Annotated in this window: 9 protein-coding genes; 4 read left to right on the forward strand and 5 right to left on the reverse strand. The window is 48.1% G+C overall.

The window, feature by feature from the left end:
• Positions 1-160 precede the first annotated feature (160 nt).
• Positions 161-3,244 carry a WD40/YVTN/BNR-like repeat-containing protein gene (locus tag L0U89_RS11755; protein WP_234861697.1) on the reverse strand — a complete coding sequence of 1,028 codons (3,084 nt, stop codon included), beginning with the start codon at positions 3,242-3,244 and terminating at the stop codon, positions 161-163.
• 14 nt (positions 3,245-3,258) lie between these two features.
• On the reverse strand, positions 3,259-4,002 hold the full coding sequence (locus L0U89_RS11760; RefSeq protein ID WP_234861698.1) for a LolA-like protein: 744 nt from the start codon (positions 4,000-4,002) through the stop codon (positions 3,259-3,261).
• A 360-nt stretch (positions 4,003-4,362) separates the two neighbouring features.
• On the opposite strand from L0U89_RS11760, the gene L0U89_RS11765 reads away from it, so the two are divergent.
• Positions 4,363-4,812, forward strand: coding sequence for an outer membrane insertion C- signal (locus tag L0U89_RS11765; RefSeq protein ID WP_234861699.1), 450 nt, complete (start codon positions 4,363-4,365; stop codon positions 4,810-4,812).
• A gap of 57 nt (positions 4,813-4,869) precedes the next feature.
• Here L0U89_RS11765 and dapA read toward each other — a convergent pair whose 3' ends face one another.
• From dapA to ligA, 3 genes are read right to left on the reverse strand one after another with little or no spacing between them, the layout of a single operon-like run.
• Complete coding sequence (gene dapA, locus L0U89_RS11770) at positions 4,870-5,724, reverse strand: 4-hydroxy-tetrahydrodipicolinate synthase (protein ID WP_234861700.1); 855 nt, start codon at positions 5,722-5,724, stop codon at positions 4,870-4,872.
• Positions 5,718-6,218 carry a DUF6913 domain-containing protein gene (locus tag L0U89_RS11775; RefSeq protein WP_234861701.1) on the reverse strand — a complete coding sequence of 167 codons (501 nt, stop codon included), beginning with the start codon at positions 6,216-6,218 and terminating at the stop codon, positions 5,718-5,720. Before L0U89_RS11775 ends, dapA begins: the two co-directional genes overlap by 7 nt.
• Positions 6,219-6,220: 2 nt before the next feature.
• Positions 6,221-8,671 carry an NAD-dependent DNA ligase LigA gene (ligA, locus tag L0U89_RS11780; RefSeq protein WP_234861702.1) on the reverse strand — a complete coding sequence of 817 codons (2,451 nt, stop codon included), beginning with the start codon at positions 8,669-8,671 and terminating at the stop codon, positions 6,221-6,223.
• 157 nt (positions 8,672-8,828) lie between these two features.
• On the opposite strand from ligA, the gene L0U89_RS11785 reads away from it, so the two are divergent.
• From L0U89_RS11785 to L0U89_RS11795, 3 genes are all read left to right on the forward strand, one after another.
• Positions 8,829-9,461 carry a TetR/AcrR family transcriptional regulator gene (locus L0U89_RS11785; RefSeq protein WP_234861802.1) on the forward strand — a complete coding sequence of 211 codons (633 nt, stop codon included), beginning with the start codon at positions 8,829-8,831 and terminating at the stop codon, positions 9,459-9,461.
• A 46-nt stretch (positions 9,462-9,507) separates the two neighbouring features.
• Positions 9,508-11,568 (forward strand): methionine--tRNA ligase, encoded by a 2,061-nt coding sequence (metG, locus tag L0U89_RS11790; protein ID WP_234861703.1) that lies wholly within the window; start codon positions 9,508-9,510, stop codon positions 11,566-11,568.
• 284 nt (positions 11,569-11,852) lie between these two features.
• Positions 11,853-13,283, forward strand: coding sequence for a circularly permuted type 2 ATP-grasp protein (locus L0U89_RS11795; protein WP_234861704.1), 1,431 nt, complete (start codon positions 11,853-11,855; stop codon positions 13,281-13,283).
• The last annotated feature ends 81 nt before the right edge of the window (positions 13,284-13,364 follow it).

A 13,364-nucleotide genomic window follows, 5' to 3' on the forward strand; every position in this document is an offset into this window, starting at 1 on the left:
AATCCAATTATCGTAACAAAAAATACTGTAATAAATATTACAATAATTTGAGATATCAAGTAATCCACCTATATGATTCCGTAATTCTTCGTACGCGGTTAAAAACAAAAAAAGCTTGGACAGACACTGCCCAAGCTTTTTTGGTAGACGAATAGTTGGTTTATTTTTCGATAAACGTCTTGAAATCATCGATTTGGATCGCCTCGATTACGCTCTTTTTCACCAGGTTGTCGATGGTTTTTGCGTACTTGGAGCCGATGCTATCAAAGGCCGTTTTGGCTTTGCCAAGGTCTGCCGCCAAGTCCGTTTTGCTTTCGACCTGTGCCGGGGATGGTGCCTCGTAGTTAGAAACCACGATGCCATAGAGCTTGGAGATTTTCTCGCGCAACTGCGGTTCGGCCGTGCCGACATAGTTGTCTCCGGTCGTGATGACCAAGGTTTCCTTCAGCTTGTTGAGCTCGCCGATCAGCGCGTTCATGGACTTGGCCGATTTAGGATCAGCTGCTTTGGCTTTTTCAGCCTGTTCAAGTTGAAGGTCCAACTTGTACACGAGATAAGCCAAGTCCTGCGAGAGGTCAAACAGTTGCTTTGTCAGTTCCTCCTGCGCTTTGCGGTCGGCAAGGCTGATTTCAGATCTTGGGTCATAGATCACCTCGATCTTGTGGCTGAATTCTTCCTTGCCTTTTTTCATCACCACCTGATAAGTCCCGGCTGGCACCCTCGGCGCACTGAATCCATCAAAGGAGAAGGTCTTGCCTTTGGCGATTTTGGGTGCTTTGGATCGGAAGTTCCAGTTGACCACATTGATGCCCTTTTGTTTTCCGGGATCCAAGCTAGAGATTTTGTTTCCCTGCAAGTCTTGAACCTCCAAGGTCATCGCGCCAAAGGTGTGGCGTTTTTTCAGGTAATAGATGATCCTGCCGGACCTATCGGGATTTGGACCGACAAATGCCGTCTCTCCGCTTGATCCGCCAAAGTTGCTTTCCTCCCACATAGGCATGGGTTCGGATTTGAGGAAATGGACTTCTTTTGCGAGCATTTCTTGGTTGATCTGACGCAGCGGGCTGATGTCATCGATGATGATGATGCCGCGGCCATGGGTCGCCAGGACAAGGTCGTTTGTCTTCGGATGCATGGCAATGTAATGCACCGGTACCGAAGGCATATTGTTGGTGAATTTGGACCAGTTAGCGCCGCCATCGATACTGATGAAAAGGCCCGCTTCCGTTCCGAGGTAGAGGATGTTTTCATTTTTCAGGTCCTCCAGGATATGCCTTGCAAATCCGACGATATCCGGTGTCACGACCGACTTCCATGTCTTCCCAAAATCCGTCGTTTTGTAAGCGTATGGCTTGTAATCACCGCTTGTGTGCCCATCAAAGACCGCATAGGCAGTTCCTTTTGAGAAGTTGCTGGCTTGGACGTGGTAGGCCCAGGTGTTTTTTGGTAGGCCGGGAATATTGCCGACTACGTTGGTCCAGGTTTTTCCACCATCTTGGGTTACTTGGACGTTTCCGTCGTCAGTGCCTACCCAGATGATTTTCTCGTCAATGGGAGACTCGGAAATCGAGAAAATGGTCGTGTGGTTTTCAGCACCTGAATTATCTGTGGAGATGCCGCCGGATTCAGATTGGTTTTGTTTGGCGGGATCGTTGGTAGTCAGGTCGGGAGAGATCTTTTGCCAGTTTGCACCCATATCATTTGAAACCAGCAAAAACTGGCTTCCAATGAAGATACGATCCGGATTGTGTGTCGAAATCTGAATCGGGGTATTCCAATTGAAGCGGTATTTAGGTTCTCCTTTGGCAGGTGTCGGTTTGATATTTCTGATTTGGTTGTTGACCACGTCAAACCTCCATACGCCTTCAGCGCCCTGCATTTCGGAGTAGGTGATCTTTTTGGTAGGATGCCTGTACACCCTGAACCCGTCACCCATACCTACCGGAGTCCAATCGCGCGCTTCGACTCCACCGGGGCTGGCTGATGGCCCAAACCAGGATCCGTTGTCCTGAAGTCCACCATAGACATTGTAAGGTTCGTCGTTGTCGACGCTGACATGGTAGAATTGTGAAACGGGAATGCTTTCCACGATTTCCATGGTTGTGCCACCGTCCCAAGTTCTGTACACGCCACCGTCAGTAGCCGCAAAAAAGCGGTTGGGATCGTTGATATCAAACCATATATCGTGGATGTCGGAGTGCATGAAACCAAGATTTCGGAAGGTTTTTCCGCCATCCCGCGATATAGAGCCCGAAAGACCTGCTTTCACAACTACTTCTGGGTTTTTCGGATCCACGACAATCCTCGAGAAATAGAATGGCCTCACGGTGAGTTCAAAATCACCGTTGGAAAATACCCAAGTCGCGCCGCCATCCTCGGATTTGTAGAGTCCTTTGTTTTCCTTGGATTCCACCACGGCATAAACAACGTTGGTTTTCGAAGGTGCAACCGCCACTGCGATACGCCCTAATTCACCGCTTGGGAAGCCATTATGGATTTTGTTCCAGGTTTTTCCACCGTCTGTTGTTTTATAAAGAGCGGAATTGAGACCCCCTGAGCTAAAGGACCAAGCAGTCCTTCGAAATTCCCAAAATGCAGCATACAATACATCGGGATTGCTTGGGTCCATGATAATGTCAGAACAGCCCACGTTTGGCATTCCCGCCAGGACTTTGGTCCAAGTTGCGCCGCCGTCGGTCGTCTTGTATACCCCGCGCTCGTCGCTGTCGGCCCACAATGCTCCCAATACTCCCACATACATTTCCTTGGAGTTCTTAGGATTGATGGCTATCCCGCTGATACGGTCGGAGTTTTCAAAGCCAACTTTGTTCCACGAAGTTCCGCCGTCCACCGATTTGTACAAACCATCACCTGCGGAAACGGAGTTTCGCACCCAAGTTTCTCCCGTTCCGACCCAGATCGTGTTGTCGGGATCGTTGGGGTCGAGTTCAACGGCACCGATTGACTGATTGTATTTGTCAAAAATGGGTTTGAAGGATGCACCCCCGTTTACTGACTTCCAAAGGCCTCCGCCTGCAGTTCCGGCATAGATGACTTTCCCGTCGCTTGGGTGTCCTGTCAGGTCAGTGATGCGGCCGCTCATTACGGCTGGACCGATTTGTCTGGCGGAAAGGGAACCGAAGAGTTCGTCGCCTTTCAGCGTGACAATATCCTGTCCCGTAGAGAAAAAGCTGATCTGCAACAGGCCCAGCAACAGGCCTGCGATTCTCGATGTTCGCTTCATATGTTAGGGTTTTTTTAGTCTTTGAATTTGAAAGCAGCTTCGTCAACGCTTGGATTCAAGATCACTTTTGTGATATTGATTGCTTGGCTTTGGGGAGTTCCCTTCGCCTTCTCCGTAATGGAAAATGCGAAATACAAGCCATCGACTTCCTGGTAGTCACTGAACATGGTTTGGCTGGTAACACCCTTGGCAGGGCCATACTTCACTTCTTGTTCGACCATGATGGGCACGAAGTTTTCTGTATCAAAAAAGTAAAACACGAGGTTTTCCACTTCTTTGCCATCTACCATAAGTGGTTTTTTGGTCAGTTTTACCTTAAAGGTCTCGGTGCCGTCCACGGTTTCTTTTCCTATGAGCTCGGCTTTGAAGCCTTTCTCTTTATAGTTCAAAAATGGGTCTGGAAAATCACCGAGGTTACGCTTCATGTTTTCTGTGGTTTCACTGTCACTTTTTTCGGGCTTCATGGTCATGAAATTGATTCCCCAAGCTTCGTTACCGTCGAAAGCCTGCTGCGTAATCTCCTGTCCTTGGAGGGAGAATTTCATGTACATCTTACCTTCTTTGGTTTGCACCATTTCGATGGGGAGGTCCATACCCTGTACGGCCACTTTGCCTTCCATCTTGACGCTGCTGAGTTTCGCCCAATTGGCGGCGCCTCCGGTGTTTTCCAAGTAATTGTTGATGATTTCATCTACCGTCTGGGCATTTACGCCAAAGACAAACATTACGAATCCAAGAATAAACAATGTCTTTTTCATAGCTGATAAGTTTTTATTAAATATCCCTAAAGGTATTTAAAAATTGTTGGCTTGTTTGGTCAAATAAGGAATTTTGAGTTTGAAAGCAGATTTTGTCCGTTTGTAGTTGCCCAGCTAAGGATGTTCGCAGTATTTCCAGGAGGAAGAGGCGAGCTAGCAATATGACTTCTCGTCGAAGAAAAATATCCTATTCAATAGGTGATAAAATGACTGATCGGGATCTCGGGACCCGAAAACATGGTGTGATTGCCGTGTATGTTGGCCTGGTGTTTGTAAATGGAAGAGAGGCGCGGAGCCTTTGGATTTTCATCCAATGCTTTATATTTGCCACACGATTATTTAAACAAAACCTTAGTAGAAATGAAAAAATTCTTATTGGTGCCGTTTGTTTTTGCGGCAATGTTGTTTTGGAATACTGTTAGTGCGCAGGAAGTTGGTTTGAGGTTTGGGGACGTATTAGGCAATAACGTTGCGATTGACGGGGTTTTTGGTCTCGGTCAGTTCAGCAGGATCCACGCCGATGTTTCTTTTGGAGACAGGGGAGTAGGTATTGAAGCCCTTTGGAACCCTTTATATCGACCACTTGGTGACGAAGCCTTGCATTGGTACGTAGGTGTAGGTCCCTCTTTATTGTTGGGTGATCCGTTCATTCTTGGCGTCAGCGGTGAAATCGGTTTGGAATACAAGTTCAATTCCGTTCCGATCGTGCTGGGTTTGGACTGGAGGCCAAGGGTAGACATCATCGAAAATACCGACTTCAATGCTGGAGGATTTGGCTTTAACGTCCGTTACGTCTTTGGCTCAAATTGAGCAGTTCCCAAAACATAGAAACAAAAATCCCCAGCTGGTTAGAAGCTGGGGATTTTTTTATAACATCTTTTTCTGGATTCTTTTTCTGAGGTCTTCTGACGCGGGCAATAACGGAAGTCTGACCATATCGCTGCAGAGCCCCATCAGATTCAGCAGCGCCTTCACACCTACTGGATTGGCTTCTTCGTACATCAGCGGATTGATGTCGAGGATCTTGGAAGCGGCTGCTTCGGCTTCATCCAAGGGTGCATGGCTGATGGTCTTGAATAGCGCAGGGAAGGCATTTGCCAAGACAGAAATCACCCCCGCGCCGCCCATCACCCGCATCGCAGGCGTGAGGATATCGTCGCCTGAAATCAACAAAAACCCTTCGGGCATCTTGGACGAGATGCGCATACATTGTGACATGTCGCTGCTCGCTTCCTTCATCCCAATGATATTGGGGTGTTCGGAGAGTGCAATCGTCGTCTGCCAAGTCATATTGCTCATGGTTCGCCCCGGTACATTGTAGAGAATCACCGGGACTGGACTATGGTCTGCAATCTTTTGGTAGTGTGCAATGATGCCTGCTTGGGATGGTTTGTTGTAATAAGGACTGACCGATAGGATTGCGGTCACCTTTGAAAGATCTGTCGCCGCAATCTCATCCAAGATGCCTTGGGTATTGTTGCCGCCGATACCGTAGACGATGGGAAGCCTGCCATGATTGTATTCCAATGCTGCCTTGAGAACCTGTTTTTTCTCTTCTTTGGTCAGTGTGGCGCTTTCGCCCGTCGTACCGGCAACAACCAAGTAATCAACTCCTCCCTCCGTCACGTGGTCGATAAGCCTTTTGAAAGCAGGGAAATCGATCTGTCCATTTTGGTCAAAAGGTGTAATCAGCGCGACGCCTGTTCCGTGTAATTTCAGCATGTGGTTTTTATTTTTCCGAAGTACTTTAACAATTTTTCCAAGTTGGCCCGCAAGTCTTCGCCTTCTTTCTTGATCATCAAATCGAGGTAGGGGCTGTTTTCCTCCGAAAGGAAACCCATTTTGAAGCCGCTTGGGTTAAGGAGCAGCAAATAACGCAAATAGGCATTCAGGTTTAAAGACGGAACCAAAATAAAATCCAATTTTTCCTCCAACAGCGAATTGAAATAGTCGGATGGTAGGCCCCACAATGAGAATTGCTGTGGAGAAATTGACTCCACGGTATCATGGCGGTCCGCAAAATATCCTCCTTCAATCCGAATCTGAAATCCCCATTTGTCACGGATAAGTTTCTTTGCTTCCTCAAACTCCTCTTGGGTGGCTGCAAAAATCCCAGCTGTTTTTGGTTTTTTGGGCATGCCGATTTCACGCTCCTGTAAATTCGAGAGCGCTTTTTTGAGTTGGAAGTCGATAAGCTTGTCCTTGATCCAATTCATGCCTATCCGTTCACGATTTTTAGAAATTCCTCCTCGGAAATCATTTTGATACCCAGTTTTTCAGCTTTTTCTTTTTTGCTCGGACCCATTTCCTCGCCCTCGATGATGAAATCCAAGGATTTGGAAACCGAACCCACGTAGGTTCCGCCATGAGACTCCACAAAATCGATGATCTCGTCCCGCTTGAAATGGTTGAATCTTCCGGAGGCCAATATCTTCAATCCTGCAAGTTTGCTGCTTGCAAGCGAAACAGGTTGTTCGGAAACCGAGAAATTGAGGCCCGCATCCTTGAGCTTTTCGATCATTTGGAGGTTTTCCTTATCCTTGAAATACTCGTGTAGGCTATGGACGAGCGTTTCGCCGACACCGTTGATGTCCAGCAGTTGCTCCGTAGAAGCTTCCCGAAGTGCGTCGATATTTTTGAAATGCCTGGCCAAGAGTTGGGCTGTGTTTTCGCCAACATTCCTGATTCCGAGCGCAAAAAGGACTTTCTCAAAAGGTTGGTTTTTGGAGGCTTCGATCCCTTCCAACATATTTCCGATGACACCTTCCTGGAAACTATTGCCTTTCAGTTTCTTGATCCTTTCCTCTTGTTCTTCTCCGAGCTTAACGTCCAGTTTGAGTAGGGTCCCGTGCACTGTGTTTTGGTGGTAGGCTGCCTCTATGAGCTGATCGGTTGATGCCTTATTTCCGACCAAAAGACCCAAAACCACCGCCACCGGCACATAATCTTCCATCGGGGGCAGTGAAGAAACCAGCAGCGCATTCTCCAACAGTTGGACCATGCCCACATTTTGGGCCACTTTTTTCTTGCTGTTGCGGATATATCCCTGGAAAAGTTGCAGGACCTGCATCATGGGTTTTTCGATCTGTTCGGCGCAGAATTTTTCGATCGCTGAAAGTGAAACACCCTCTGTCAGCGCAAAAAGCGCCTTGGGAAGCCCAATGTACAGAATGCCGTCATCGGTTTTTTGGTACTGGTCCTGACCCATTTCGAGCCCTAGCAATTGATGTTGCTTTTCTTTCAAGCCGTAAAAATCCGCTGGGCTTTTGACGAATCCCTCGTCGATCAAAGTCCGCAAACGTTCCGTCCCGAGCGAATCGATATCCATCGCCCGCTTGTGGACAAAATGCTCGATCCTGCCAAGCAGCTGTGGCGGACAGGCTTTTGTATTGGGGCAAAAGTGCTTGGCTTCGCCTTCCTTCCGCACCAAATGGGTCCCGCATTCGGGACAATGGTCGATGTAACTGATTGGCTTGGCTCCGTGATGACGTTTCTCCAAAACCACGCCCGTGATTTTTGGGATGATCTCGCCGCCTTTTTCGACGTGGACAAGGTCACCTTCGTGGAGGTCGAGGCGGATGATTTCGTTGGCATTGTGCAGGGAAGCCCGCTTCACAGTCGTTCCGGCGAGATGGACGGGTGCCAAGTTTGCGACAGGTGTGATTGCCCCTGTTCGCCCGACTTGGTAGGAAATCGACAAAAGCCGCGTCTGCGCACTTTCGGCTTGATACTTATAGGCAATGGCCCAACGGGGGATTTTGGCGGTGAATCCCAATTCTTCCCTTTGGTTGTAGTCGTTGATTTTGAGGACGACACCATCCGTATCGAGGGGTAATGTGAACCTTTTTTCCCGCCAAGAGTCGATAAATCCCAATGCTTCCTGAATGTTGTTGGCTTTGAAATGGGTAGGGGAGACGTTGAATCCCCAGGATTCGATCAGCGCAATGGCTTCATCGTGCTTGCTGACCCCAATGTCCTCACCTAGCAATTGGTAGAAATAGCAGTTCAACCGGCGCTTGGCTACCACGCCGCTGTCCTGCATTTTTAGCGTGCCGGAAGCTGCGTTGCGCGGATTGGCGAGTGGCGCTTCGCCGAGGATTTCACGTTCGTTATTGATTTTTTCAAACTCCTTTAGCGGAAGAAAAACCTCTCCTCGCACTTCAAATTTATCCGGGACATTTTTTCCATGCACCACCAAAGGGATGTTGCGGATGGTCTTTACGTTTTCCGTCACCACGTCCCCACGGGTTCCATCCCCACGTGTCACAGCACGCACCAAACGCCCGTTTTCGTAAACCAAACTGATCGCGACGCCATCGAATTTCAACTCGCAGAAATACGCATAATCCCGGTGACCGAGACCTTTGGCTACCCTTTCGTCAAACGCGACCAATTCCTCCGGAGAATAGGTATTTCCCAAGGATAGCATCTTGTATTCGTGCTCGGCTGTTTCGAATTCCTTGGTGATAGTGCCGCCGACCCTTTGGCTAGGGCTGTCTGGATACAGGAATTGAGGGAATTCCTTTTCCAAGCGAATGAGTTCCTCGAGTAGCCTATCGAATTCAAAATCCGATATCTCTATCCTATCTTCCTGGTAGTAAAGGTGGTTGTGGTGGTTGATTTCTTTGCTCAGGGCCTCTATGCGGGCCTTGGCTTCAGCTGGGTTCATGGACATGGAATTGGCTATCGTCTATTTCGTCGCTTATCTTTCAAAATTAGAATTTGTCCATGCAAACACAAAGGAATATTATTCTGTGGAACCTCTTGGAAAGGCCGGGGAACTGAATTCTCACAGATTGGCTATATTTGCGCCACCGCATTAGATGATGAGCAAGAAATACGATATTGAACACCGAATCCTTGAAGTTGCCTACCGGTTTTTCATCCATCATGGCTACAAAAACACCACGATGGATGACATAGCCACGGAATTGGCGATGAGTAAAAAGACGCTCTACAAGTACTTTCCCGGTAAACTTGAACTCCTGGGCGCCGCTTTTGATATGCTTAAAACCAGGCTCGCCATAAAAGTAAATGCGCTACTGGAAAATCCCCATATTCCCTACACGGCCAAATTCAAATCCCTTCTCACCACTGTAGCCGCGGATATCTCCAGTATCAATCCGAAAATCCTAGACGAATTGCGTGATCATGCGCCTGAAATTTGGACAGAACTGCTGACTTACATTCGTGAGTCGGGTTACCTCCGCTTCCAAAAACTCATCCAGGAAGGTATTGCCAAAGGCTTTGTCAAACCCAACATCAATGTTTCTTTCGTGGTATTCATCTATACCTCGGCCATCCAAAACCTCATCGACCACAAGTTTTTGAGCCAATTCCCGGAAGAAATGCGGGCCGGCTTCAACCTCAGCCCGGCCGAAATCTACGACCAAGCGATCCAAGTCATCTACACCGGAATTCTTACCGATGATGCGAGAAAAGAGCTCCTGACGATGTGAGTGTCTCCTTTGAGTCATAGCCAATCTATTCCCTATCTTTGCCCCCATGAATCCCAAGAATTTCAAGAGATATACCGTTACTGCTGCATTGCCTTATGCCAATGGGCCGCTACACATTGGCCATTTGGCGGGATGCTATATTCCTTCCGATATCTATGTCCGCTACCTGAGATCCCGCGAACGGGATGTGGCCTACGTGTGTGGGTCGGACGAACATGGTGTTGCCATTACCATCAAAGCCAGAAAGGAGGGAATCAGCCCTCAGGAAGTGGTCGATAGGTACCATGAAATGATGAAAAAGAGCTTTGCCGAATTCGGCATCAGCTTTGACCATTATTCAAGAACCTCCGCCAAAATCCATCATGAGACTGCGTCCGGTTTTTTCAAAGACTTGTACCAAAAAGGTGAGTTTCTCGAGCAGACCACCCAGCAGTACTATGACGAAGAGGCGGGACAGTTTCTAGCCGACCGCTATATCGAAGGCACCTGTCCGAAATGCGGGCATGAACACGCCTATGGTGATCAATGTGAAAAATGCGGGTCTTCACTCAGCCCGACCGATTTGATCAATCCCAAATCCAAGCTTTCGGGGAGTACCCCCGTCTTGAAGGATACCAAGCATTGGTTTTTGGATCTGGCGCGGTATACCGATTTTCTCAAGAACTGGATTTTGGTGGACCACGAAAAAGATTGGAAAACCAACGTCCTCGGCCAATGCCGCTCTTGGCTCGAGGCGGGCGAAGGCTTGCAGGCCAGGTCGATGACCCGCGACATGGATTGGGGAATCCCCGTGCCGGTCGAAGGAGCCGAAGGCAAAGTTCTATACGTGTGGTTCGATGCGCCGATAGGCTACATTTCATCCACCAAGGAATGGGCAGCCGAAAAGGGGATCGACTGGGCGCCGTATTGGAAAGATGAGGGCACAAAGCTGGTGCATTTCATCGGCAAGGACAATATTGTGTTTCATTGCATCATTTTTCCCGCGATCCTCAAGACCCACGGCGGCTATGTTCTACCCGACAACGTACCTGCAAATGAATTTCTGAACCTGGAAGGGGACAAGATTTCAACCTCCAGAAACTGGGCCGTGTGGCTGCATGAATATTTGGAGGCATTTCCCGGAAAACAAGATGTCCTCCGGTATGTGTTGACTGCAAATGCGCCCGAAACCAAGGACAATGATTTCACATGGAAGGACTACCAATTGCGCAACAACTCTGAACTGGTCGCCATCTTCGGCAATTTTGTCAATCGTGCGGTGGTACTTACCCATAAGTTTTACAATGGATTGGTTCCCGCTTTGGGTGATTTGAGCGATATCGATCGGGATGCATTGGCGGCTTTGCTGGAGTTTCCCGAAAAAATCGCTGCTTCTATCGAGCGGTACCGCTTCCGTGAGGCATTGTCGTATGTGATGGATTTTGCCCGTACCGGCAACAAATACCTGGCAGATACCGAGCCATGGAAAAGCATCAAGGACAATCCTGAAAGAACCGCCACGGTTTTGAATATTGCTTTGAATATTGCGGCAAACCTTGCAATCGTTGCGGAACCTTTTCTGCCACATACGGCTGCGAAAATGTACAAGATGTTTGGACTGAGCGGCTTGAACTGGGGAGATGCCGGCAAGCATGGTCTTTTGAAAACAGGGAAAACAATACAGCCGGCGGAGTTGCTTTTTGACAAAGTCGAAGATGAAACCGTTGCCGCCCAAGTCAATAAATTGATGGAAACAAAGAAACAAAACGAAATGGCTGTCGCCCCGGTGACGCCGATGAAGGACATCATCACTTACGATGATTTTGCCAAACTCGATATGCGCGTGGTTAAGGTACTTGCGGCCGAACCGATGCCCAAGTCCAAAAAACTCCTCAAACTAAGCGTCGACACGGGATTGGGAACACGCACCGTACTGAGCGGCGTCGCGGAGCATTTCAAGCCCGAGGAACTTATCGGGAAGCAGGTTGTGATGCTGATCAACCTCGCTCCGCGGAAGATGATGGGGATTGATTCGGAGGGCATGATCCTGATGGCGGAGGACAAAGACGGAAGCCTCAGGCTGCTGCTACCCGGTAGCGAGACAGCCAACGGATCGACGATATCCTAAAACGACCAAAACCACCTGAGAGGGTGGTTTTTTTGTTTGAGGGAATTTCTAAAGACCGTGCAATTCATATCGTAAACAGCCTGATCCAAACTATCGCATACTTATTGCGACTTAAAACCATTCAATTTGGTAATTTGCTAATGAATAGCAGATTAATTTGAAGATAATTTAGAATAATAATTTTCTTATTGAAGAATAGGCAAAATATGGAATTGATTTTTGTTTGCTTTTCAAAAACAGCTATATTCAAATCGTTCCTTTTCAAAATCATTTTCGGATCGTAGATGGATACCAAAAATTACCACGTCGGAGATAATTTCGATGAGATGTTTACAAAAGAAGGTCAGGTGAGACCCCATTATGCGGATTTTCTCAAACTTTTGGGGAAAACAAGTGCAAAGAGGATGTCACACCTACAGCATTCCGCCAACAAGACCCAAGTGGCCATGGGGATGACTTTCAATGTCTACCATGACAACCAAGGGATCGAGAAAATCCTGCATTTGGATATCGTCCCCAGGATCATTCCGAATGCAGAATGGAAGAAGCTGGAGGCTGGTCTCAAACAGCGCATCTATGCCTTGAACCTGTTTATCCAGGATATCTATAATGATCAGAAAGCACTGAAGGATAAGATTGTCCCGGAAGACTTGGTCTTGGGATCCAAGGATTTTCTGAAGCCCTGTATCGGCATGACGCCCCCAAAGGGCATTTGGTGCCATATCACAGGCACCGATTTGGTCAGGAATAATGACGGAAACTATTATATATTGGAGGATAACCTCCGTTGTCCCTCGGGCGTGTCCTACATGCTTGAAAGCCGCGAAATCATCAAACGGGCCTATCCCGACCTGTTCAACCAGCTTGGTGTAATGCCGGTTTCCGATTATCCGGTCAAGCTGCTCAAGATGCTGCAGTACATTTCCAATAAGGAGAAGCCCGTGGTTGGCGTATTGACGCCAGGTATTTACAATTCAGCCTATTTTGAGCACTCCTATTTGGCGCTGCAGATGGGCGTAGAGTTGGTGTCGGGCGTCGATTTGCTGGTGAAGAACAAGAAAGTCTACATGCAGACCACCAAAGGTCTCGAGCAAATTGATGTGTTGTACCGTAGGATCGACGATACATTCCTGGATCCTTTGACCTTTAACCCTATTTCGATGCTGGGTGTACCGGGGATTTTTCAAGCCTACAAAGCTGGAAACATCGCGATCGCCAATGCGCCGGGGACTGGCGTGGCGGATGACAAGGCCGTATATGCCTACGTGCCTAGGCTTATCAAATACTATTTGGGAGAGGACCCGATTCTGGAAAATGTACCCACTTACCTCTGTCGGGAAGAAAAGGACCGGCAATATGTACTGGATCACATTGAAGATTTGGTGGTAAAGGAAACCAATGCCGCAGGTGGTTACGGAATGTTGATCGGTCCGAAATCCACCAAAGAGGAACATGCCAAATTCCGCAACCTAATCAAATCCAATCCGACGAATTATATTGCGCAACCGACGCTTTCGCTTTCGACCGTGCCCACTTTGACCGAAAATGAAGGGCTACAAGGGAGACACGTGGACCTTAGACCTTATATTTTGTACGGAGAAGATATTGAGGTAATTCCGGGCGCACTGACGAGAGTGGCTTTAAAAAAAGGCTCCCTTGTCGTCAACAGCTCGCAGGGAGGGGGCAGCAAGGATACTTGGGTGCTTTACGGGTGAAAAGGCGGTACCAAATACCAACACGATGTACCAAGCCTATCGACCCAAAATGATCCAATTTAAGTTTTAAGATTTTGCCAT

Origin of the sequence: Mariniradius sediminis, from assembly GCF_021491425.1 — a bacterium.
GTDB classification, from domain to species: domain Bacteria; phylum Bacteroidota; class Bacteroidia; order Cytophagales; family Cyclobacteriaceae; genus Mariniradius; species Mariniradius saccharolyticus.